Source organism: Bacillus sp. UNC322MFChir4.1, assembly GCF_000746135.1.
Lineage (GTDB): Bacteria > Bacillota > Bacilli > Bacillales > Bacillaceae_G > Bacillus_A.
In genome coordinates this window covers 411680-435243 of sequence record NZ_JQKQ01000001.1, presented here as the reverse complement: position 1 = coordinate 435243, position 23564 = coordinate 411680, and the positions used below count along the sequence as shown (strand labels likewise).

29 protein-coding genes are annotated in these 23564 nt (G+C 37.3%); 25 read left to right on the top strand and 4 right to left on the bottom strand.

What is annotated here, in order from left to right:
- Positions 1-15: 15 nt before the first annotated feature.
- Together BR72_RS02190 and BR72_RS02185 are read right to left on the bottom strand one after the other, a co-directional pair.
- Complete coding sequence (locus BR72_RS02190; protein ID WP_035429552.1) at positions 16-420, bottom strand: SA1362 family protein; 405 nt, start codon at positions 418-420, stop codon at positions 16-18.
- A gap of 84 nt (positions 421-504) precedes the next feature.
- Positions 505-1425 (bottom strand): DUF1385 domain-containing protein, encoded by a 921-nt coding sequence (locus BR72_RS02185; protein ID WP_035429550.1) that lies wholly within the window; start codon positions 1423-1425, stop codon positions 505-507.
- A gap of 239 nt (positions 1426-1664) precedes the next feature.
- On the opposite strand from BR72_RS02185, the gene BR72_RS02180 reads away from it, so the two are divergent.
- The 4 genes from BR72_RS02180 (at position 1665) to efp (ending at position 4474) form a co-directional block, all read left to right on the top strand.
- Positions 1665-2150, top strand: a complete 486-nt coding sequence (locus BR72_RS02180) for a YqhR family membrane protein (RefSeq protein ID WP_035429548.1) — start codon at positions 1665-1667, stop codon at positions 2148-2150.
- Between the two features lie 240 nt (positions 2151-2390).
- A complete protein-coding gene (gene aroQ / locus BR72_RS02175; protein WP_035429545.1) occupies positions 2391-2831 on the top strand; it encodes a type II 3-dehydroquinate dehydratase in 441 nt (146 codons plus the stop codon).
- 3 nt (positions 2832-2834) lie between these two features.
- Complete coding sequence (pepQ, locus tag BR72_RS02170; RefSeq protein WP_035429543.1) at positions 2835-3896, top strand: Xaa-Pro dipeptidase; 1062 nt, start codon at positions 2835-2837, stop codon at positions 3894-3896.
- A 20-nt stretch (positions 3897-3916) separates the two neighbouring features.
- Positions 3917-4474, top strand: a complete 558-nt coding sequence (efp, locus tag BR72_RS02165; protein ID WP_035429541.1) for an elongation factor P — start codon at positions 3917-3919, stop codon at positions 4472-4474.
- A 37-nt stretch (positions 4475-4511) separates the two neighbouring features.
- Here efp and BR72_RS02160 read toward each other — a convergent pair whose 3' ends face one another.
- Entirely contained in the window at positions 4512-4832 is a 321-nt protein-coding gene (locus BR72_RS02160; protein ID WP_035429539.1) for a hypothetical protein, read from the bottom strand.
- A 186-nt stretch (positions 4833-5018) separates the two neighbouring features.
- Between BR72_RS02160 and BR72_RS02155 the strand changes: the two genes are divergently transcribed.
- From BR72_RS02155 to BR72_RS02115, 9 genes are read left to right on the top strand one after another with little or no spacing between them, the layout of a single operon-like run.
- The gene (locus BR72_RS02155) at positions 5019-5300 is read left to right on the top strand and encodes a YqhV family protein (protein ID WP_035429538.1); all 282 of its coding nucleotides are present in this window, start codon (positions 5019-5021) and stop codon (positions 5298-5300) included.
- Positions 5301-5321: 21 nt separating this feature from the next.
- A complete protein-coding gene (gene spoIIIAA, locus BR72_RS02150) occupies positions 5322-6245 on the top strand; it encodes a stage III sporulation protein AA (protein WP_035429535.1) in 924 nt (307 codons plus the stop codon).
- Positions 6242-6757, top strand: coding sequence for a stage III sporulation protein SpoIIIAB (gene spoIIIAB / locus BR72_RS02145; RefSeq protein ID WP_035429533.1), 516 nt, complete (start codon positions 6242-6244; stop codon positions 6755-6757). Before spoIIIAA ends, spoIIIAB begins: the two co-directional genes overlap by 4 nt.
- Positions 6758-6769: 12 nt before the next feature.
- On the top strand, positions 6770-6973 hold the full coding sequence (spoIIIAC, locus tag BR72_RS02140) for a stage III sporulation protein AC (RefSeq protein ID WP_020061584.1): 204 nt from the start codon (positions 6770-6772) through the stop codon (positions 6971-6973).
- Positions 6974-6993: 20 nt separating this feature from the next.
- Positions 6994-7380 carry a stage III sporulation protein AD gene (spoIIIAD, locus tag BR72_RS02135; protein WP_081904754.1) on the top strand — a complete coding sequence of 129 codons (387 nt, stop codon included), beginning with the start codon at positions 6994-6996 and terminating at the stop codon, positions 7378-7380.
- A gap of 11 nt (positions 7381-7391) precedes the next feature.
- A complete protein-coding gene (spoIIIAE, locus tag BR72_RS02130; protein ID WP_035429530.1) occupies positions 7392-8564 on the top strand; it encodes a stage III sporulation protein AE in 1173 nt (390 codons plus the stop codon).
- A gap of 12 nt (positions 8565-8576) precedes the next feature.
- Positions 8577-9206 carry a stage III sporulation protein AF gene (spoIIIAF, locus tag BR72_RS02125; RefSeq protein ID WP_035429528.1) on the top strand — a complete coding sequence of 210 codons (630 nt, stop codon included), beginning with the start codon at positions 8577-8579 and terminating at the stop codon, positions 9204-9206.
- Complete coding sequence (gene spoIIIAG / locus BR72_RS02120) at positions 9199-9837, top strand: stage III sporulation protein AG (RefSeq protein WP_035429527.1); 639 nt, start codon at positions 9199-9201, stop codon at positions 9835-9837. The genes spoIIIAF and spoIIIAG overlap by 8 nt, the downstream gene beginning before the upstream one ends.
- A 12-nt stretch (positions 9838-9849) precedes the next feature.
- Entirely contained in the window at positions 9850-10407 is a 558-nt protein-coding gene (locus BR72_RS02115; RefSeq protein ID WP_035429526.1) for a SpoIIIAH-like family protein, read from the top strand.
- Between the two features lie 4 nt (positions 10408-10411).
- Here the strand turns inward: BR72_RS02115 and BR72_RS02110 are convergent, their stop codons facing one another.
- Positions 10412-10624 (bottom strand): hypothetical protein, encoded by a 213-nt coding sequence (locus BR72_RS02110; protein WP_035429525.1) that lies wholly within the window; start codon positions 10622-10624, stop codon positions 10412-10414.
- 564 nt (positions 10625-11188) lie between these two features.
- Between BR72_RS02110 and accB the strand changes: the two genes are divergently transcribed.
- The 12 genes from accB (at position 11189) to recN (ending at position 23524) form a co-directional block, all read left to right on the top strand.
- Positions 11189-11671 (top strand): acetyl-CoA carboxylase biotin carboxyl carrier protein, encoded by a 483-nt coding sequence (gene accB / locus BR72_RS02105; RefSeq protein ID WP_035429524.1) that lies wholly within the window; start codon positions 11189-11191, stop codon positions 11669-11671.
- A 17-nt stretch (positions 11672-11688) separates the two neighbouring features.
- Positions 11689-13041, top strand: a complete 1353-nt coding sequence (gene accC, locus BR72_RS02100) for an acetyl-CoA carboxylase biotin carboxylase subunit (protein ID WP_035429950.1) — start codon at positions 11689-11691, stop codon at positions 13039-13041.
- 22 nt (positions 13042-13063) lie between these two features.
- Entirely contained in the window at positions 13064-13456 is a 393-nt protein-coding gene (locus tag BR72_RS02095) for an Asp23/Gls24 family envelope stress response protein (RefSeq protein WP_035429523.1), read from the top strand.
- 347 nt (positions 13457-13803) lie between these two features.
- Positions 13804-14187 carry a transcription antitermination factor NusB gene (nusB, locus tag BR72_RS02090; protein ID WP_035429522.1) on the top strand — a complete coding sequence of 128 codons (384 nt, stop codon included), beginning with the start codon at positions 13804-13806 and terminating at the stop codon, positions 14185-14187.
- A gap of 179 nt (positions 14188-14366) precedes the next feature.
- Entirely contained in the window at positions 14367-15227 is an 861-nt protein-coding gene (gene folD, locus BR72_RS02085) for a bifunctional methylenetetrahydrofolate dehydrogenase/methenyltetrahydrofolate cyclohydrolase FolD (RefSeq protein ID WP_035429521.1), read from the top strand.
- Positions 15228-15254: 27 nt separating this feature from the next.
- Positions 15255-16613, top strand: coding sequence for an exodeoxyribonuclease VII large subunit (gene xseA / locus BR72_RS02080; protein ID WP_035429520.1), 1359 nt, complete (start codon positions 15255-15257; stop codon positions 16611-16613).
- Positions 16603-16833, top strand: a complete 231-nt coding sequence (locus BR72_RS02075) for an exodeoxyribonuclease VII small subunit (RefSeq protein ID WP_035429519.1) — start codon at positions 16603-16605, stop codon at positions 16831-16833. The genes xseA and BR72_RS02075 overlap by 11 nt, the downstream gene beginning before the upstream one ends.
- Positions 16833-17726 (top strand): polyprenyl synthetase family protein, encoded by an 894-nt coding sequence (locus BR72_RS02070; protein WP_035429517.1) that lies wholly within the window; start codon positions 16833-16835, stop codon positions 17724-17726. Before BR72_RS02075 ends, BR72_RS02070 begins: the two co-directional genes overlap by 1 nt.
- 245 nt (positions 17727-17971) lie before the next feature.
- Positions 17972-19864 carry a 1-deoxy-D-xylulose-5-phosphate synthase gene (dxs, locus tag BR72_RS02065; RefSeq protein WP_035429516.1) on the top strand — a complete coding sequence of 631 codons (1893 nt, stop codon included), beginning with the start codon at positions 17972-17974 and terminating at the stop codon, positions 19862-19864.
- Positions 19865-19867: 3 nt separating this feature from the next.
- A complete protein-coding gene (locus tag BR72_RS02060; protein ID WP_035429515.1) occupies positions 19868-20707 on the top strand; it encodes a TlyA family RNA methyltransferase in 840 nt (279 codons plus the stop codon).
- A 155-nt stretch (positions 20708-20862) separates the two neighbouring features.
- A complete protein-coding gene (argR, locus tag BR72_RS02055; RefSeq protein WP_028411221.1) occupies positions 20863-21312 on the top strand; it encodes an arginine repressor ArgR in 450 nt (149 codons plus the stop codon).
- A 472-nt stretch (positions 21313-21784) separates the two neighbouring features.
- A complete protein-coding gene (gene recN / locus BR72_RS02050; protein WP_035429514.1) occupies positions 21785-23524 on the top strand; it encodes a DNA repair protein RecN in 1740 nt (579 codons plus the stop codon).
- The last annotated feature ends 40 nt before the right edge of the window (positions 23525-23564 follow it).

Sequence of the window (23564 nt, the reverse complement as noted above, 5' to 3'; positions counted from 1 at the left end):
GAAAGACCACACTTCTTAAAAAGAAGCGCGGTCTTTCTTTTTACCTTTTTCCCCTTCAATAACTGTTAAATGGGATTGCTTTCTCTTTCGTTTTAGGAAGGAAGTTTTTCCTTTCTTTCCTTTCGTATCGGAAGCACTTTTCTTTAACATATTATTGCTTAGGGGTGTTACATTTTGTTTTCCATATTTTCGGTTCGATTGTTTCGCAGCACGTTTGTAGGAAGACTGTGAGTTATTAGCTGAACTGCTCGAACTTGTAAGCATCTTATAAAGTAAATAAAAGACACCAACAACAATGAGCATGATCAAAATTTTTCTTACAACTCCCATTGGGTCTTCAATTGTGAATGATACAAGGCTAAATATTGCCAATCCAACAATTACAACAAATAGGGCGAACATAAATGAGCGACCGTTCATAAGGAACACCTCCTAAAAAGAAAGATATTTTAATTAGTTTATTAACGAAAGGCTAAGGAATTGAATAACATTACGAAAAAGTTATTATTGTTTTCCTTCTAGATGCAGTAGTTCTTCAAATGATGCAATGGCTACTTCTACTTGATCATCTGTCGGTTCTTTCGTTGTTAACAGCTGAAGCCATAGGCCAGGATATCCTAGTGCACGGAGCACTGGAACGCCTCGTAAGCTGTTTGTAAATTGCAACACTTCAAATGAAATGCTTAGCACTACAGGGATAAGTAAAATACGATTTAAAACGCGAACCCAAAGAGGATCAGTTGGAACGAGAAAATATACAAACATTCCGATAATAACAGTAAATAAAATAAAACTGCTGCCGCACCGATAATGGAGACGGGTTTGTTTTTGTACGTTTTTTACTGTTAATGGAAGATTGTTCTCATAGGCATTAATTACTTTATGTTCCGCTCCGTGATATTGAAACACACGTTTAATAAGTGGAGTCAATGAAACAAAGTAAATGTAACTAAGCAATAGCATAAGTTTAATAACGCTTTCAACAATGATTTGCCCTGCGTGAGATGGAAAAACAGGTCTTGTTAGTTCTGCTAAAAGTGCAGGAACTGCCGTAAAAATCACTTTTCCAAAGATAAATGATAAAACACCGACTGCTGCAACGCTAAGTATCATCGTTAACTTTGACTGTTCTTCTTTTTTGTGTGCGAATTGTGCATCCTCTGAAGGATCTACATCAAAGCGTTCTGAAGCAAAATTTAAATGCTTTGCTCCGTTTGCACTCGCATCAATAATTGCTGCGATTCCGCGTAGGAAAGGAATTTTTTTAAACATAGATGATACTTTATTACGAACGCGAGGTAATCGATAAAATTCGATAGATTTATCTTTACGACGAATTGCTGTAACAGTATATTCTCTACCGCCAAACATAACTCCTTCTACTACCGCTTGACCGCCGTAGATTTGTTTTGTCTCTTCTGCCATGTCAACACCAACCTGTATTTGTTTCTCTCTTATCAGAAGAGAGGTAATGACTCTAGGTGATGTCATTATATTGTATGACATCACTACAGTTTCCTTTATTTTATCGACAAAAGTGCACTTCTGACAAGGAAAATCGGCAGGTTAAGCGGACATTTTCTATTCTTTTTATAGACAAATTTCGCAGTATTTAAACATGCTTTAAATAAGTTTCGGACATACTAGTAGGCGGAGGTGTAGATGTGAAACAAGAACAATCTGTCACGGAAAAAATTGTCCAAATTGGTGTGTTTGGAGGTTTGTTTTGGGGAGCCGTCTGGTATTTTCTTCATATTTTTTCTTTTACTGTCCCAGGACCTAATTATTTGTTACTTCCGTTTGCGCTTGGAGATTGGAAAGAAGGGGTATGGGGAAATATAGCTGGTATTATATGTATGGGGATACTTTCAGTTGTTGTGGCGTTTATATATAAAGCAGTTTTGAGTAAGTTTGAAGGTCTAATTTCAGGTATTATATATGGGCTTGTATGGTGGGGATTATTATTCTTTGTAATTCCACCTGTTGCACCAGTTATAAAAAGCATGATGGAAATGCCTAAGGAAACGATTGTAACGACAGCATGTATTTTTATTTTATATGGCGTTTTTATTGGCTACTCCGTTTCGTTTGAAGTGAATAACAATGCTAGTGCAACAGATGAGGAAAAGACAAACTATTCAAATAAGTGAGGGGTGTGATAGAATATTATATATAAGTCCAACTTGACTTTCCGACACACAATTCGCTGCCATGCAAAGCAAAAAGTAACCTGCTACTTTCTCTCTTTGTTTGAATATCGCATGTGGCAGAAAACGGAACTGACCGCTTCTACGCATGAATAGACACTCTCGACCATCTAAAAAGAAAAGGGTTTTATGTCAGGTTTTTAATTTGGATTTATATATATTTTTTATTAAGGAGTTAGATATATGGAGAAGTTGCTCCTCGTTAACGGTCCCAATTTAAACCGTCTCGGTGTACGAGAGGTTAATGTATATGGTACGGGGACGTTAGCGTCGTTAGAAACAGATATGAAGCAACAAGCAGAGAGTTTGGGAGTAGAGTTAGAGTGTTTCCAATCTAATCATGAAGGTGCCATTATTGATATCATTCATGAGGCAGAGGGTACATATAGAGGGATTATTCTAAATCCAGGAGCATTTACGCATTATAGTTATGCAATTCGTGATGCAATTGCAAGTGTTTCGATTCCTGTTATTGAAGTACATATTTCAAATATTCATCAACGCGAATCGTTTCGCCACGTATCTGTTACGGCGCCGGTCACAGCGGGACAGATTGTAGGATTCGGTTTGTATGGCTATCATTTAGCGTTACTTGCATTAGTGGAGAAAATTCGGGAGGCGTAATTCATGGAAAAACTTACAAAATTAAGAAGTGCATTTGGGGAAGCGGGTATTGATGGTATTTTATTAACGAATCAACATAGTCGTAGATATATGACAAACTTTACAGGTACAGCAGGCGTTGTATTAATTTCAAGTGAACGCGCTTTATTCATTACAGATTTCCGTTACGTTGAACAAGCGCAAAAACAAGCGGTTGGTTATGAAATCGTACAGCATACAGGTACGATTATTGAAGAAGTTGCAAAACAAGTAAAAGACTTAGGAATTCAAAAGCTTGGTTTTGAGCAAGATACACTTACATACAGTTCTTATACGGCGTATAAAGGAGAAGTGAATGCAGAATTTGTTGCAACTTCTGGTATTGTAGAAAAGTTACGCTTGATTAAGACTGATTCAGAGATTAAGATATTAAAGGAAGCTGCACAGATTGCAGATGCTGCCTTTGAGCATATTCTATCATTTATTCGCCCGGGAGTATCTGAGATTGAAGTGTCAAATGAACTTGAATTTTTCATGAGAAAGCAAGGAGCAACTTCTTCTTCGTTTGATATTATCGTTGCTTCGGGACTTCGTTCAGCATTGCCGCACGGCGTGGCATCTGAAAAATTGATAGAAAAGGGAGATTTTGTGACATTAGACTTCGGTGCTTACTATAAAGGATATTGTTCCGATATTACTCGTACAATTGCAGTAGGTGAGCCGTCTGATAAGTTAAAGGAAATTTATAATATCGTATTAGAAGCGCAATTGCGTGGTGTAAACGGTATTAAAGCTGGTTTAACTGGTCGTGAAGCAGATGCGCTAACACGTGACTACATAACTGAAAAAGGATATGGTGAATATTTCGGGCATTCTACAGGTCATGGAATTGGTCTTGAAATTCATGAAGCACCAAGCTTATCTTTCCGCTCTGAAACGGTACTTGAGCCAGGAATGGCAGTCACTGTAGAACCGGGAATTTATATTCCAAATGTCGGCGGAGTTCGCATTGAGGATGATATTATAGTAACAGCTGAAGGTAATGAAGTGTTAACTAAATCTCCAAAAGAACTTATCATTTTGTAATACACAGGAGGATTTTTTGCATGATTTCAGTAAATGATTTTCGTACAGGATTAACAATTGCGGTGGACAACAGCCTATGGCAGGTTATCGATTTCCAACACGTAAAACCAGGTAAAGGTGCTGCGTTCGTTCGCTCTAAATTACGTAACCTTCGCACAGGTTCTGTTCAAGAAAAAACATTCCGTGCTGGTGAAAAAGTAGAAAAAGCACATATCGAAAACCGTCGTATGCAATATTTATATGCAAGCGGTGATGCTCATGTATTCATGGACAACGGAACATACGAGCAAATCGAACTTGGTGAAAAGCAAATCGAACATGAATTAAAATTCTTGAAAGAAAACATGGAAGTCGCAATCATGACATACCAAAGCGAAGTACTTGGTGTAGAACTTCCAAACACTGTTGAGTTAAAAGTTGTTGAAACAGAACCGGGTATTAAAGGTGATACAGCTTCTAACGTAACAAAACCAGCTACATTAGAAACTGGTCTAGTTGTACAAGTGCCGATCTTCATTAATGAAGGTGAAATGCTTATTATTAACACAGGAGAATCAAAATACGTTTCTCGTGCGTAATGAAAAACACTCGTGGATTGGATCCACGAGTGTTTTTTTATGTGAAATAAGGTAAGTATTGAATGACAGTTATAATAAAGCTAATGGTAAGCAGTAGAAGGGTCCCAATCATATAAGGATTCATTCGAATTTGAAAAGGTGTTACTTCTCCGCCGTCAAGCCCCGTCACCCCTTTTGTGATGGCACGGTCCACATTTGCGTTTCGGTTCATATTTAAAAGAAACAGCCAAGTGAGTCCGAAAATGGCCAAACTCCCTAAAAAGAAACTTTCCATGAATGTCCAATTAACAAATTTAGCAAATAAGAAAATAAGAGCTACTTCTAAAATGAGTGTAATAGTTATTTTTAGAATTTTCATATATTTACCCTTTTTATCTTAATATACCATATTTTCACAAAAAAACGACTTAACTTTATTTAATAATCAAAAAATTCCTTTTTCACTTCTGAAATAGACAACCTGTGCATATGGTTGTACAAACGTACTCTTTCATCTTGTTTGAGCAGGATATATGTGTGCAGGATAACGAGAGAAGGTGAGAGGATGAAACAGTGGCTAGCGGCATTTGAAACGTCTGTGCTCGTAATGGCGCTCCTTAGAATTTTTTCGGGTAGCATGGAGATTTTCGCCGCTTTGCTTATGTTGTATTTCAATGATGCCAAAAAAGCATTGTTCGTAAATGGCATGCTTGCATTTGTAGGTCCAACCGTTTTGATTGTAACGATGTCAATTGGCATTGCGAGCGTTACGAATGAAATTTCTTTTTTGAAATTGTTTTTTTTGGCGCTTGGAATTGGCTGTATTTTTATTGCGGTACTGAAATAGCGATGTGATGGGGAGAGAGCTATGAAAGAAGTATTAGAGATGTTACCAAAGCAAATCGAACATTTTATACAGGACTATAAAGAAGATGACGGGTTGGAAGAAATACGGATCCGGATTGGAAGGCCGCTTGAATGTATTGCGCGCGGGGAAGCGCATTTTTATAACTACATTGTGACGAGAGAAGATGCAGCGTATTTGCTGAATAAGCTGAGTCAATATTCACTTTATACGATGGAAGAAGAATTAAAGCGAGGGTATGTTACACTGCGCGGAGGACATCGCGTTGGTTTAGCGGGCAAAGTCATTATGGAAAAGAGTGCAGTGAAAATGATTCGGGATGTGGCGTCATTTAATGTTCGGATTGCTCGGCAAAAAAAGGGGATTGCTGAGCCGCTTATCCCCTTTTTATATGATAAGCATTGGCTAAATACAATGATTATCGGTCCGCCGCAAACAGGGAAAACAACGTTACTGCGTGATGTAGCACGTCTCATAAGTGCAGGTGTTCCGAGGCAACATATCCCGTCTTGCAAAGTTGGTATTGTAGATGAAAGATCAGAAATTGCGGGGTGCGTGAAAGGTGTGCCGCAATATGAGTTTGGAACAAGGGTGGATGTGCTAGATGCATGTCCAAAAGCAGAAGGTATGATGATGATGATTCGCTCAATGAGTCCCGATATATTAATTGTTGACGAAATTGGCCGGCCAGAAGATAGCGAAGCAATTATGGAAGCAGTTCATGCTGGTGTTCAATTGTTTACGAGTGTGCATGGACAAGGACATGAAGACATACTGAAACGACCTTCGTTAAGGGAAATTATAGAACTAGGCGTGTTTGAACGCTTTATTGAGCTTTCGAAAATAAAAGGACCCGGAACGATTATGAATATGAAGGATGGCAGCGGAAAGCCGATTCGCCGCGGAGAGAAGGTGCTGAGCGGATGATTAAATTTTTTGGTGCGGCACTTATTGTGGCTGTATCAACATTTTTTGGTTTTTCATATGCGAAGAAATATAGTGAGCGTCCTCGCCAACTAAGGTTATTAAAGGCAGCTCTGCAATCACTTGAGGCGGAAATTATGTATGGACATACCCCGTTGTCAGAAGCAGCTGCACGTCTTGTAAAACAAATGCCAAAGCCTCTGAACTGGTTATTCGATAGTTTTCATGAACGATTAGAAAAGGGAGAGCAAACGGTTCGGGAGGCATGGATGGATAGCTTACAAGAAAATTGGAAACTTACAGCATTGAAGCAAACAGAATATGAGATTTTACAACAATTTGGAGAAACGTTAGGACAACACGATCGTGAGTCACAGCAAAAGCATATTCGTTTATGTATTACTCATTTAGAGAGAGAAGAAGGAGAAGCAAAAGAAATGCAAATTCAGTACGAAAAGATGATGAAAAGTTTAGGAGTATTAGCAGGATTACTTATCGTTATTTTATTGTTGTAAGGGGGAAAGGCGATGTCAATCGACGTTGGGTTAATCTTTCAAATTGCAGGAATTGGCATTATTCTAGCTTTTATTCATACTGTGCTGAAAGAATTAAAACGAGAAGATATTGCCAACTGGGTGATTCTCGTTGGCTTTGTCGTAATTTTATTCCAAGTTGCCTTTTTAATTAACAATTTATTTGACAAGATTAAAAGCGTCTTTCTTTTTCAGTAAAGGGGGCGATTCGAATCGAAATATTACAAATTGTAGGGCTTGGACTCGTAGCGACTTTTTTGGCGGCGGTATTGAATCAACATAAATCGAGTGTCACTTCAATGTTTATTGTATTTGTTAGTAGCGTTATGTTTTTACTTGTAATTGATCAAATTCATTCTATTTTAACGATGATTGAGCGCATTGCAAATGAAGCGAAAGTTAGCAATGTATATGTGGAAACGCTGCTGAAAATTATCGGGATTGCTTATATTGCAGAATTCGGTGCACAAATTACGAAAGATGCAGGGCAAGGAGCGATCGCTTCCAAAATTGAATTAGCGGGAAAAATTTTAATTTTAGTGATGGCGATTCCGATATTAACAGTTGTAATTGAAACGATTCTCGGTTTTTTACCGACCGGATAAAGGAGGGATGAATTGTGCGCCCATTTGGAATGAAGCTTTTGTTTGCTTTTTTCCTCTTTTTTTCTCTTCCAATTATCGTACAAGCTTCTCCCCCAGAACATAACGTGATAGATGAACAACTTGGACAGCTTGGGATAGAGGATGTTAAGAAATATTGGGATGACCTCGTTGCGAAGTACGGTGGATATTTACCAGAAAGCCAAAAAGGAAGTTTTATGGAGTTCGTCAAAGGGGAAAAAGAGTTTTCGATTAAAGAGTGGATGATTGGATTACTAAAGTATTTATTTCATGAATTAGTATCTAACGGAAAGCTACTTGGGACACTTATTATGCTTACTATTTTCAGTGCGCTTTTGCAGTCGCTTCAATCTGCCTTTGCGAAAAGCAGCGTCGGGAAAATAGCGGATGCTGTTGTATATATGGTACTTATCGTTTTCGCTTTAAACAGCTTTTACGTTGTAATGACATATACAAGGGAAACCATTCAAACAATGATTGATTTCATTTTAGCACTCCTCCCAATTTTATTGGCGCTCATTGCGACAGGCGGCGGTGTTGTATCTGTTTCTTTCTTTCATCCCATTATTGTTTTTCTTATGAATACGAGCGGAATGCTTATGAATTATATTGTTTTACCGCTTCTTCTTCTTGCTACAATTTTAAGTATTGTTAGTACAATGAGCGATCAATATAAAGTTACAAAATTGTCCAAGCTGCTGCAAAATGTTAGCGTTAGCGTCATTGGGATTTTTTTAACAATCTTTCTTGGTGTGCTCTCTGTACAAGGAACAGCAACAGCAGTAGCAGATGGAATTGCTGTGAAAACAGCAAAGTTTGTAACAGGAAACTTTATCCCAGTTGTCGGTCGCATGTTTACTGAAGCAGCAGACACTGTACTTAGTGCATCGGCTTTATTAAAAAATACAGTGGGGATTGTTGGAGTTGTTATTTTATTACTTATCGTTGCTTTTCCTGCGATTCAAATTTTCTGCATTGCATTTATTTATAAATTTGCAGCAGCAGTATTGCAACCTGTCGGTGGAGGAGCAATTATTCAATGCCTAGATATTATTGGAAGAAGCATTATATACGTGTTTGCTTGTTTGGCTATTGTATCATTTATGTTTTTTCTAAGTATCACGATTGTTATCGCAGCTGGAAATATTACGTTAATGATGCGTTAGGAGTTGAGAAGGTTGCAGTTTGTCGTGGAATGGATTCGAAATATCATTGTGTTTCTCTTGTTAGCAACGATGCTTCATATGTTACTTCCTAATTCAAATTTACAAAAGTATGTCAAATTTGTTGTAAGTTTGCTTCTAGTCGTTCTAATATTAACTCCCCTATTTAAACTATTTCAAACAGATATTCAAGATGTGATTGCAAATGCTAGTCAGAACAAGTATATGGCAAACGGATCCATAGAAAATGAAATTAGTGAAAAGAAAAAAGAAATACAAGCCTCACAACGTGCATATATTTTAGAACAGATGGCTGTCCAAATGAAAAAACAAGTTGGAAAAGAACTAGAAGAACAATATGGTATGGCCGTTAAGAGTATGCAGATAAAAGTACCAGAAGACAAAAAGGAAGTGAAATCCCAGCAGGATATTCAGTCTGTTGTTGTATTACTTCAGGCAAATGAACGAAGTCGAACAGGAGCTATTGAAACAATCCAAAAGGTAGAAATTAACTCGAAAGAACCTCAAAAGACGTCGGAACAAAATACAGCTGAAATGAAACAATTTTTCTCAAACAAATGGCAACTAGAAGAGAACAAAATTAAGATTCAGGTGGAAGGGGGGATAGGCAAAGTAAATGAATAATAAATTTCAATTTCTTCGCAATCTTTTTAAAGGAAATGAAAAAGACGAGAAAGAGAAAAAAATTTCAGCAAAGTTTTTAATTATTTTACTCATAGTTGGGATCATCCTTATGTTTTCTAGTAACCTTTTCCAAGCAAAAGAACCAGAAGTACCTGTTCTTAAATCGCAAACAGAACAACCAAAAGATGTACCAACATTTGGACAAAAGAATAGTGACAACAAGTCTAACATTGATAAATACGAAAAAGAATATGAACAACAATTAAAAGAAGCGTTAGAAAGTGTTGCAGGCGTTAAAGATGTAACAATTGAAATTAATCTTGACTCATCAGAAGAAAAAATACTTGATAAAAATACAGTGAAACGATCGCAAACGACAGATGAAACAGATAAAGAAGGCGGAAAGCGAAAAGTTGGAGATGAATCGACAGATGAGAAAACAGTAATTGTCCGTCAAGGTGATAAAGAAGCTCCGATTATACTTCGAGAAAATAAGCCGAAAGTTCGCGGCGTTCTTGTTGTTGCGAAAGGAGTGGATAATTTACAAGTGAAACAGATGGTGATAGAGGCTGTTACGCGTATGTTAGAAGTTCCAAGTCACCGTGTATCCGTCTTACCAAAAAAGAATTAGGGAGGAAATAAAGTGCTAAAAAAACAAACAGTTTGGTTATTAACAATGCTAAGCTTGGTTATTGTACTTTCGGTATACTATGTGATGACGCCGGATAATAAAACAAAGGTTGTAACAACGTCATCAGGAGAGGGAGCGAAGGAAAAGCAAGGCTTTGAAAAGGAAACTAGTAAAAAAGAAGCAAGCCAGAAAGAAGGAAAAGTAACGAGTCATTCTGCTAGTGATGATAGTTTCACAGCACTTCGTTTGAAAATGGAGGATCAGCGCAGTGAAGTGAAAGAAAAATTGCAAGATGTAATGAATTCAACAAACGCTTCTGCAGACGAGAAAAATAAAGCAAAAGTTGAATTTGATGCATTGACTGATTTGGCAGCGAAAGAAACGTTATTGGAAACTTTAATTAAAACAAAAGGCGGTTTTAAAGACACGCTTGTACGTACAGATGGAAATGATATAAAAGTGACAGTAAAAGCAACAAAACTTTCTGCAAAAGAAGCAAATAGTATTATACAACTTGTAAAAAGTGAGACAGGTTTAATGGCAGATGTTCGATATGAAATAGCAAAGTAAAAAGCTATCGATTTTTTCGATAGCTTTTTTTATCCATTAGAAGTTCATCAAGCAATTGCAGTTCCGCTTCTGTTGTTTTTATAGGAGAAATTTGTTGTGAATGAAAAATCATTGGTTCTTGACAAAGGCGATTACTTTTTCCACATTTCATTTGAATACAGAGTGCCGCGCCCCAAATAATAACAGCTGGTAGAAAGAGAATAAGCCAAATGTTCACGTCTCACACCTCACTGTATTTGATTTCACCTTTACGATACTATTTTTATATGAAGGGAATATGAAGTGGATGTAAATAAACTTCAATTATTTAGTTAAAAATATACAAACTATAAATAAAGGGAATGGAGTGTTTTTTCGGAAGTGGTCTTGCCAATTTCGAGTGAAACTTGGTATTATTACTAGGTAACAAGAATATCATACTGTCATTTTGACAGGGATTTTCATACATCATACAGAAAAAATAAAATTGGAATGTTGAAAATATTTATCGTAAGATGAATATAAATATAAATGCATTTTGATTTTCCGACATACAAGTCGCTGTTATGCAGCGTACAACATGACCGCTTCTATGCGTGGCCAGACACTCTCGCCCGCATAAAAAGAAAGAAGGTTTTATGTCGATTTTTTAATTTGTATTTATATAGTATGAAACTTCATAGTAGTTTTTCATTGATAGTACGAGAAAGAGTTTATGATTGACTGTTCTAGCTGGATTCAGTGAATGGTATTTATTGAGCTGTTACAACAGGAAAAACAAGTATATAGGAGTGGATTTTACATGTTTAAAATTCAAGAAGTTCGTGAGTTAATTAAGTTAATTGATGATTCTAATATTGATGAATTTGAATACAAAAAAGATGGTACGACAATTAAGATGAAAAAGCGTGGCAATGAAGTAATTGCTGTGCAGCAGGCTCCAGTAGTGCAAAAACCTGTACAAGTTATAGCGCCAGAAGTAGTTGCTGCGCCAGCTCAAGTTGAGGCTCCAAAGCAAGAAGAGAAACAAGTATTACAAGATGAGAACTTACTTAAAATTACATCTCCAATGGTTGGGACGTTCTATGCATCTCCATCACCAGATGCATCAGCATATGTAAATGTAGGAGATCGCGTAACAGAAGGAAAAATTGTTTGTATCGTAGAAGCAATGAAACTCTTTAATGAAATTGAAGCAGAAGTAAATGGAGAAATCGTTGAAATTCTTGTGAATAACGGTCAGCTTGTTGAATATGGACAACCGCTATTTCTTGTAAAAGCATAATAAGGGAGTCTAGAATGATGATTAAAAAAGTATTAATTGCCAACCGTGGGGAAATTGCGGTACGAATTATTCGTGCATGCAAAGAAATGAATATTGAAACAGTTGCAATTTATTCTGAAGCAGATAAAGAAGCACTGCATGTACAAATTGCAGATGAAGCGTACTGTGTTGGTCCAACTGTATCGAAGGAAAGCTATTTAAACTTAACGAACATTATTAGCGTTGCAAAATTAACAGGTTGTGATGCAATTCACCCTGGATATGGATTTTTAGCAGAAAATGCTGATTTTGCAGAACTTTGCCGTGAATGTAACTTGATTTTTATCGGTCCAAGCCCAGAAGCTATTTCAAAAATGGGCACAAAAGACGTTGCACGTGATACAATGAAGGAAGCAGGGGTTCCGATTGTACCGGGTTCACAAGGAATAATTAAAAATATCGAAGAAGCAGTAGCACTTGCAGAGAACATTGGATATCCTGTTATAATTAAAGCAACAGCGGGCGGCGGCGGAAAGGGAATTCGCGTTGCGCGTACAGAAGAAGAGCTTGTAAAAGGAATTCAAATTACACAGCAAGAGGCAAGTACCGCTTTTGGAAACCCTGGTGTATACTTAGAAAAGTATATTGAAGATTTCCGTCATGTAGAAATTCAAGTAATGGCAGATAATCATGGTAACGTCATTCATTTAGGAGAGCGTGATTGTACAATTCAGCGTCGTTTGCAAAAACTGCTAGAAGAGTCACCATCTCCAGCTTTAGATGCTACCATTCGTCAACAAATGGGAGAAGCGGCAGTGAAAGCAGCGGCAGCAGTAGATTATACAGGTGCTGGCACAGTTGAATTTATTTACGAATATAAAACGAAAAGTTTCTATTTCATGGAAATGAATACGCGAATTCAAGTTGAGCATCCTGTAACTGAAATGGTGACGGGAGTAGACCTTATTAAAGAGCAAATTCGCGTCGCATCAGGAGAGCAGTTATCACTGCAGCAAGAAGAAGTACAATTTAACGGTTGGGCAATTGAGTGCCGAATTAATGCGGAAAACCCTGCCAAAAACTTTATGCCATCTCCAGGAAAGGTAGAAATGTATTTACCGCCAGGAGGATTTGGTATTCGCGTTGATTCAGCTGTATATCCTGGGTATACGATTCCACCTTATTACGATTCGATGGTTGCAAAGCTTATTGTTTATGGTAAAACACGTGAAGAAGCAATTGCGAAAATGAAACGAGCGCTAAGTGAATTCGTCATTGAGGGTGTACATACGACGATTCCGTTTCATTTACAACTTCTTGACCACCCTGAATTTGTACAAGGGGAATTTAATACGAAGTTTTTAGAACAGCATGATTTAACGGCGCACTGATACATTTAAAGGAGGTTTTTTCATGGCTGATCATATGTTAGACATGGGACAAGATACAACTCTTGGTAAAGTAGAAATCGCACCGGAAGTAATTGAAGTAATTGCAGGAATTGCTGCTTCTGAAGTAGAAGGCGTAGCAGCAATGCGTGGTAACTTTGCAGCAGATGTTGTTGAGAAGTTAGGAAAGAAAAATCATGGAAAAGGCGTAAAAGTAGAATTAGCAAACGATGATATTATCGTTGATGTTTACGTATTAATGTATTTTGGTGTTGCAATTCCGGTTGTTGCACAAAACATTCAAGATAATATTCGTCAAGCGCTGTTTACAATGACAGGTCTTGAACCGAAAGAAATAAACGTTCATATCGTTGGTGTAACATTTGAGACACCAAAGACAGAAATTGAGCCAGTGTAATACTGAAAAAGGTGCCTTGTGATTCGGGCACCTTTTTTATCGTTTGTATTCTTCAAAATTAAATTTTTAAAAATATTAAATTATTTGGAAGAATAAAAAATCCCTAAAGGTGAACTTGTGTTTTTTAAAAAAACGTACATTGTGGTATGATATGGAACCTGAAGTTAATCTTTTTATTATTTTTCCGTGAGGGAACTCGTGTATGAAACGATAAATTGTGGTATTATCATTGTATTATAAGATTGAAAGCTGAGCAAAAATTATAAAGAATAAGTAATTCGATGGCTTATAAATTATAATAATATAACAAAACATAAGAAAGACTTGAAGCACAAAGGAGAGTTATAATGAAACGTAGGACGGCTAGAGAAAGAGCGATGCAAGCACTCTATCAAATGGATATTACCGGAGACTACAATCCGAAAGCAGCAGTAGAAAACACACTTGAAGAAGGCGAAAATACAAATGAATTTCTAGAAGCGCTTGTCTTCGGCTGTGTAGAGCATAAAGAAGCAATTGATGAACTTATTCGCCAAAATTTAAAAAAGTGGAAATTAGAACGCATTAGCATTGTTGATCGCAGCATTTTACGAATTGCTGTGTATGAAATGAAATACATGGAAGATATTCCACATAACGTGTCTATTAATGAGGCAATTGAAATTGCAAAAGCATATGGGGACGAGGAATCTCGTCGTTTTATTAACGGCGTTTTATCTAGCGTACAGTAAAACTTTCTTGGGCGGGGAACTTCATCCCCGTTCAAGAAAGTTCTTGTCAAAACGGCTTTTACGGGCAGTTATCTTTCATCTTTATTCTTTCTTTTTTCAGAATGTTAATGTGGGAGCTATACTGCCCGTTAGAGCGGGAGAAAAAGTAGCTTTGTAATTTTAAAAGGGGGAATTTTGATATGGTAGCAGTAATCATCAAAGGAAATGAAGTTGCAGAGAAAAAGAGATCACAGTTAAAAGAGAACGTTGCAGAACTAAAAAAACAAGGAATTGTACCAGGATTAGCTGTTATTTTAGTCGGAGACGATCCCGCTTCTCATTCGTATGTAAAGGGAAAAGAAAAAGGCTGCGAACAAGTTGGAATTTATTCTGAGTTAATTACATTTCCAGATTCAATTACACAAGATCGTTTATTAGCGGAAATCGACCGCTTAAACAATGATGATCGTATTCATGGTATTTTAGTGCAATTACCGTTGCCAAACCATATTGAAGAGAAAGCTATCATTGAAAAAATTTCTCCTGAGAAAGATGTGGATGGTTTCCACCCAATTAGTATTGGTCGTATGATGACAGGACAAGATACGTTCCTTCCATGTACACCGCATGGTATTTTAGAATTAGTAAAAGAAACAAATCTTGATATTACAGGGAAACACGTTGTTGTTATTGGACGAAGCAATATTGTTGGAAAACCGGTCGGACAACTGTTTTTAAATGAAAATGCAACAGTTACATATTGTCATTCAAAAACAGCGAATATAAAAGAATTAACGAAATTAGCTGATATTTTAATTGTTGCAGTTGGAAGAGCGAAAATGGTAACAGCTGATTACGTAAAAGAAGGCGCAGTTGTAATTGATGTCGGAGTAAACCGTTTAGAAACTGGAAAACTGTGCGGTGATGTTGATTTTGACGATGTATTAAACGTTGCAAGTCACATTACACCAGTACCAAAAGGCGTAGGCCCAATGACGATTACAATGCTATTAGAAAATACAGTATTATCTGCACAGCGCGCAGGTGTTGTTTGTAAGTAATTGTAGGGCGGCTATGAGGAGAGAGAAATGGAAAAGCAATATTTAACCGTTACAGCGTTAACTCGTTATATGAAAACTAAAATAGAGTATGACCCTCACTTGCAGTCTGTTTGGTTAAAAGGAGAAATTTCAAATTTTAAATATCATAGCCGCGGTCATATGTATTTCACATTAAAAGATGAAAATGCAAGAATTGCTGCGGTCATGTTTGCGAGTCATAATCGCAATGTAAAGTTCAGACCAGAAGACGGGATGAAAGTGCTTGTAAAAGGAAAAATCTCTGTTTATGAAGCAAGTGGTTCATATCAAATCTATATTCAGGATATGCAGCCAGATGGAGTAGGGAATCTTCATTTAGCGTATGAGCAATTGAAGGCTCGTTTAGAAGAAGAAGGGCTGTTTTTACAAGTATATAAACGAATAATTCCTGCGTATCCGACAACAATTGGTGTGATAACCTCACCAACGGGTGCGGCAATTCGGGATATTATGACGACAATTGCTCGCCGTTATCCGATTGGAAACGTAATTGTATTTCCAGTTTTAGTACAAGGGGAGTTTGCAGCCCCCTCAATTGTGCAAGCTATCGAACAGGCAAATGAAATGCATGATATCGATGTGTTAATTGTTGGACGCGGCGGAGGTTCGATTGAAGAGCTGTGGGCGTTTAATGAAGAAACAGTGGCCCGGGCAATTTTTGTGAGTCAAATTCCAATCATTTCTGCTGTAGGACATGAAACAGATTTTACAATTGCAGATTTTGTTGCGGATTTAAGAGCTCCAACGCCAACAGCGGCAGCTGAACTGGCAGTCCCTCATATTCTTGAATTAGAAGAAAAAGTGATGCAGCGTACACTTCGCTTGACACGAGCGATGCGTGAGATGATGAACTCTAGGCAGGAACATTTGCAAGCACTGCAAAAATCATATGCGTTTCGTTATCCAAAGCAATTGTATGAGCAAAAGGAAGAACAATTGGATCGTACAATTGATAAGTTGATACAAACGAAAGAGCGTTACATAGAAAAGAAGACGAATCAACTTCAACAATTGTCATTTTATTTAGGAAAGCATCATCCCACGCAAAAAATTGAACAAACGAAAATTGCGTTAGACACATTGCAAAAGCAATTGCAACGTGAAATGCAGTCTCTATTGCAAGGAAAAGAGTTTGCTTTTACAAGAGCGATAGAGAAGTTAGAAACGTTAAGTCCGCTTAGAGTGATGATGCGAGGCTACGGTCTTGTTTATAATAATGAGAAACAGGTGCTAAAAAGCATAAAAGAAATTGAGCTTGGAGCTGAAGTGAAAGTACAGCTTCAAGATGGTGTATTAGACTGTAATGTATGGGGAATAGAGGAGCGTGAACTAGGCGATGGAAAATAAAGTGAGCTTTGAAGAAGCGATTGCAAAGCTTGAACAAATTGTTTCCAAGCTCGAGCAAGGTGATGTTCCGCTTGAGGAAGCAATTTCGTATTTCAAAGAAGGTATGGAGCTTTCTAAACTTTGCGATGGAAAATTAAAAGATGTACAAGAACAAATGGCTGTCATACTTGGTGAAAATGGTGAACTTCGTCCGTTTTCTACTTTAGGAGAGGAAGTATAATGACGCATTTAACTTTTGATGCTTTTATGAAAGATAGTAAAGCATTAGTAGAGGAAAATCTTGTGCGTTATGCAAATGCCTTGCAATGTCCAAAGGTGCTGCGCGAGGCGATGGTGTATTCATTAGAAGCGGGCGGAAAGCGACTCCGTCCGTTACTTTTATTTGCGACGCTACAAGCGTTTGGAAAAGATAGAGAGTTAGGGATAGGTACAGCTTGCGCATTAGAAATGATTCATACATACTCCTTAATTCATGATGATTTACCTTGTATGGATGATGATGACCTACGCCGCGGGAAACCAACAAATCATAAAGTGTTCGGTGAGGCGATGGCAGTACTAGCTGGTGATGGGTTATTAACATATGCATTCCAAGTCGTAACAGAGCAAGACCATAAAGAAATTACTTCCGAAACAAAACTACGCATCGCACTAGAGCTCGCTAAAGCAGCGGGACCGGAAGGAATGGTCGGTGGGCAAGTTGCGGATATGGAAGCGGAAGGGAAGCAATTAAACCTCCGTGAATTAGAATATATTCATAAGAATAAAACCGGACGTTTATTAGAATTTGCTGTATTAGCTGGTGCGTTATTATCGGGGGCTACGGCTGAGCAACAAGAAAAATTACTTGCCTTTGCAAAGAATGTCGGACTTGCTTTTCAAATTCGTGATGATATTCTAGATGTAGAAGGAATAGAAGAAGAAATTGGGAAACCGGTCGGAAGCGATATGACAAATGAAAAAAGTACATATACAACATTATTTACAGTAGAAGAAGCGAAGCAAATTTTAGAAGAAACAATTACGAAAGCAAAGGATGCCATTTCTTCATTACGATTACAAGATGAATATTTGTTAGTCATTTGTGATTTAATTGCAAAGCGCAACCACTAGTATAAGAATGTTTTCATTTGTTGAGCCATTCAGGATTTTATGGTATAAATGTAGACAAAGGTTTTTCTTTTCTTTTTATTGGCAAAAATATACGTAGATTACATTGCCGTTATCACTTTGTGTTAGCGGCTCTTTTTTCATCGTATAAAATAAAGAGTATGCTTGATTTTTGTAATACAATTAAGTGCAACTATATTTTACGGTTGCCATGATGACAGATTATGAAACGAAAGTGAGTGATCCTGGTGGATCTGACGCAAATTCAAAATCCTAGTTTTTTGAAGGATATGTCTATAAGCGAGCTAGAAGCGTTAAGCGAAGATATTCGAAAGTTTTTAATTGAAGAGCTTTCTCAAACAGGTGGACATATTGCTCCAAATCTAGGTGTAGTAGAACTCACAATTGCTTTGCATAAAGTATTCGATAGTCCAAGAGATAAATTTTTATGGGATGTAGGACATCAATCCTATGTACATAAAATTTTAACGGGGCGTGCAAAGGAATTTGGCACATTAAGACAATATAAAGGTTTATGTGGTTTTCCAAAGCGTTGTGAAAGTGAACATGATGTATGGGAAACGGGACATAGCTCTACTTCCTTATCTGCTGCCATGGGAATGGCACTTGCTCGTGATTTAAAGAAAACGAAAGAGTACATTGTTCCGATTATTGGCGATGGTGCATTAACAGGCGGAATGGCGCTTGAGGCACTCAATCATATTGGACATGAACAAACAGATATGACGGTTATCTTAAACGATAATGAAATGTCGATTGCACCGAACGTTGGAGCATTGCATAACGTACTTGGACGTTTACGTACAGCAGGGAAATATCAATGGGTAAAAGATGAACTAGAATACTTATTAAAGAAAATTCCAGCTGTCGGTGGTAAAGTAGCTGCAACGGCTGAAAAAGTAAAAGATAGCTTGAAATATTTACTCGTTTCTGGTGTGTTTTTTGAAGAGCTAGGCTTTACATATTTAGGGCCTGTTGATGGTCATGATTATGAAAGTTTATTTGAAAATCTTCAATATGCTAAGAAAACGAAAGGGCCTGTTATTGTTCATGTCATTACGAAAAAAGGAAAAGGCTATAAGCCAGCTGAAAGTGACGTAATTGGAACTTGGCATGGTACAGGACCGTACAAAATTGAGTCTGGTGATTTCGTAAAGCCGAAAGAAGCTGCGCCAGCATGGAGTTCAGTTGTTAGTGAAGCAGTTCGTAAATTAGCGAAGAATGATCAGCGCATCGTTGCTGTGACGCCAGCAATGCCGGTTGGGTCAAAGCTTGAAAAATTTGCAAAAGAATTCCCAAATCGTATGTTTGATGTTGGGATTGCTGAGCAGCACGCAGTAACAATGGCAGCTGGTTTAGCAACGCAAGGCATGAAGCCGTTTTTAGCGATTTATTCTACATTTTTACAACGCGCTTATGATCAAGTTGTTCACGATGTATGTCGCCAAAATTTAAATGTCTTTTTCGGGATTGACAGAGCGGGATTAGTAGGAGCTGACGGAGAAACGCATCAAGGTATATTTGATATTGCATTTTTACGTCATCTTCCAAATATTGTTTTGATGATGCCGAAAGACGAAAATGAAGGTCAACATATGGTATATACAGCAATCAATTACGAAGATGGACCAATTGCGCTTCGTTACGCGCGTGGAAATGGACTTGGTGTGCCTATGGATGAAGAGTTTAAAGAAATTCCAATCGGTACATGGGAAACAATTCGCGAGGGATCACAAGCAGCGATTTTAACATTTGGTACGACAATTCCGATGGCAATGGAAGCGGCAGAATTACTTGAGAAGAAAGGGATTTCTGTAAAAGTTGTGAATGCCCGCTTTATTAAGCCAATGGACGAAGCGTGCTTGCATGAGCTATTAGGAAAGAATATGCCGATTTTAACAATTGAAGAGGCATGTTTAATTGGAGGTTTTGGTTCTGGTGTGTTAGAGTTTGCAAGTGAGCATGGATACCATAATGCGCTAATTGAGTGCATGGGTATACCAGACCATTTCATTGAACATGGCAGTGTCTCTAAACTTCTTGAAGAAATTGACTTAACAACAGATGCCGTTGTTGAACGCATTTGTACAATGATTCCATTAAAACAAAAAAGGGCGTAACAAATGAGCGGAAAAAAAGAACGAGTAGATGTACTATTAGTAGAACGAGGACTTGTTGAAACAAGAGAAAAAGCGAAGCGTGCTGTTATGGCAGGTCTTGTATATGCAAATGAAATGCGTCTAGATAAGCCAGGTGAAAAAATACCGCAAGATACAGAAATTACAGTAAAAGGACAAGTAATGCGTTATGTAAGCCGTGGTGGATATAAGTTAGAAAAGGCGTTAGAGACGTTTCATATAGATTTGCAAGATAAGATTATGCTCGATATTGGTTCATCAACGGGTGGATTTACGGATTGTGCTTTGCAAAATGGTGCAAAGCTATCATATGCTTTAGATGTAGGTTATAACCAACTTGCATGGAAATTAAGACAGGATGAGCGTGTTGTCGTAATGGAACGGACGAATTTTCGTTATGTAACACCTGCTGATTTGCAAAAAGGATTACCACAATTTTCAAGCATTGATGTATCGTTTATATCATTAAAATTAATTTTACCTGTATTGAAAACGATGTTAACACCTGGTGGTGATGTTGCAGCGCTTATTAAGCCGCAATTTGAAGCTGGGCGAGAGCAAGTTGGGAAAAAGGGAATTGTTCGAGACCGTAAAGTGCATGAAGCGGTGATAGAAATGATTGTCGATTTTGCGCTGGCTGAAGGTTACGATGTTCAAAACTTAACATTTTCTCCAATTACAGGTGGAGATGGAAACATTGAATTTTTAATACATTTAAAATGGCATGGTGAGCGTGAACAAGGAGAAAATCAATCACCTGTTCAAGCGGAGGAAGTTGTGACAGAAGCTCACGAAGCCCTAAAGAAAAAAGGAAAAGAGGAATAACAATTGTTGTTCCTCTTTTTACACATATAGAAAGTTAGAATTGTATAACGATTGTAAAAACAATTATGTACAAGTAGCCGATTATACGTTAACATAAATAAGTGAAGTATAACAATGGTAAAACTACGGTAAGAGATAGTGCGAGGTGCAAAAATATGAATAAAGGGCAGCGCCATATTAAAATTCGAGAAATTATTGCAAATAAAGAAATTGAAACACAAGACGAACTAGTGGATATTTTACGTAATGAAGGTTTTAATGTAACACAAGCAACGGTATCACGAGATATTAAAGAATTACATTTAGTAAAGGTACCACTTCATGATGGACGGTATAAATATAGCTTACCGGCCGATCAGCGTTTTAATCCACTTCAAAAACTAAAACGCAATCTTGTTGATTCGTTTGTTAAATTAGATACAGCTGGTCATATGCTTGTGTTAAAGACATTGCCAGGTAATGCGCATGCTCTCGGTGCGCTGATTGATCATTTAGAATGGGATGAAATTATTGGCACAATTTGCGGTGATGATACGTGTTTAATTATTTGCCGTACACCTGAAGATACAGGGGTTGTATCGAATCGCTTTTTAAATATGCTGTAACAAAAAGAATCTTGTCTACTTTATTACTCAAAAGAGTAAAAAGTAGGCAAGATATTTTTGTTATGGAGAAAGAGAAAAACTTATCAATACAAGTTGAAAAAATGGACATAAAAAACTCTTTCTTTTAGGGGAGACGGAGCGAGTCTGGCCATGCATAGAAACTGTCAGGGCCTTTTTCTGCCACGCACGGCGGTAAAACCAAGAGGGAAAACGAGAGCATATCATATTTTGTTCCGTATAACCGTAATGTATAGGTTGAACAACCGAAATGGATTTATAGAGTATGTGAAAATATACTTTTCTACATGGGAATATCATTATTGATACATTGACCATAAAAACAAATGTTTGGTACAATGAAGCAGGTTACATAACATATTCTTCATCAAAAAGAAGTAATAGAAGAATGAATGTGTGAATAGTTTAAGCCTCCCATGCGGAGTGTGAATGAAATAACGAGGTGAATGAGGCATTGTTATCGGAATTATCGATTAGAAACTTTGCTATTATAGAATCATTAAACATTTCTTTTCAAAAAGGGCTCACGGTTTTAAGTGGTGAAACGGGCGCAGGGAAATCCATCATTATTGATGCGATTAGTCTTCTGGTTGGGGGACGTGGTTCAGCGGAATTTGTCCGTTATGGGACAGATAAAGCTGAAATTGAAGGTTTGTTTTATATTGAAGATGAACAGCATCCTTGTGTTATGAAAGCAGAAGAACTTGATATTGAAATTGAAGATGGCATGATCATTTTAAAGCGGGATATCTCTGTGAATGGAAAAAGTGTATGCCGTGTCAATGGAAAGCTTGTTACATTAAGTACGTTAAAGGAAATTGGAAAAACGCTTGTCGATATTCATGGACAGCATGAAACGCAAGATTTGATGAATGAAGACCGCCATTTATTTATGCTTGATCATTTTGAGGGAGATCATATTTTAGTTCAGCTAGAAAAGTATCAAAGTATGTATAGGGAATATGAGCAATTAAAAAAGCAATTGCAATCTTTAACAGAGAATGAGCAACAAATGGCACATCGTCTAGATTTAATTCAATTTCAACATGAAGAGATTCGAAATGCGGATTTAAAAATAGATGAGGAACAAAATTTATTAGAAGAACGATTGAAGATTTCGAACTTCGAAAAGATTTATAAAGCATTGGGTGATTCGTATCGTGCTTTAACGGAAGACAGTTCTGGTTTAGATCATGTTCGAAATGCAATGAATCAAATGGAGAACATTACGGATTTGGATACTGCATATCAAGAAAGCTATGATGCGATCGCAAATAGTTATTATTTATTGGAAGAAGTAGCGTATCAGCTCCGCGAAAAGTTAGATATGATGGAATACGATCCAAATCGTTTAGATGAAATTGAAACACGTTTAAATGAAATTCGTATGTTAAAGCGTAAATATGGAAATACTGTAGAAGAGATTTTAGCGTATGCAGATGAAATTGAAAAAGAGATATTTACGATTGAAAATAAAGATGTACACATTGAAACGACGAAAAAGAAACTAAAGGAAATCGAACAGCTTATAGTGAAAGAGGCGATTATCTTAAGTGACATGCGTCATGATCTTGCGAATCGATTAACAACGGCTATTCATCAAGAGTTGAAAGAGCTGTACATGGAAAAAACAAAATTCGAAGTGATGATAAAGAAAAAAGAAGGAACAATTGACGATCCGCTAGTTGAGGGAGCTCCTGTCAAAATGACACAAGATGGGTATGATAATGTAGAATTTTATATTTCCACGAATCCAGGGGAACCGTTAAAGCCGCTTTCTAAAGTTGCTTCAGGAGGGGAATTATCCCGTATTATATTGGCGTTAAAGAGTATTTTCTCTAAACATCAAGGAGTTGCCTCTGTTATTTTCGATGAGGTAGACACTGGGGTAAGTGGACGTGTTGCGCAGGCGATTGCTGAAAAGATTTATCGCGTTTCTGTCAATTCGCAAGTGCTATGTATTACGCATTTACCGCAAGTTGCGTCCATGGCAGATTCTCATTTATTTATTCGTAAACAAATTGCGAATGAACGCACGGTTACATCTGTTGCTGTACTTAGTCAAGATGATAAAGTAACAGAAATTGCTCGTATGATATCTGGTGTGGAAATTACTGACTTAACGACGGAGCATGCTAGAGAGTTGCTCTCGCAGGCACATCGTTTTAAACAAGCAGCAGAAGCTATCCAGTAATGGATAGCTTTTTTATTAACAGCATGGATTTCTTAATTCT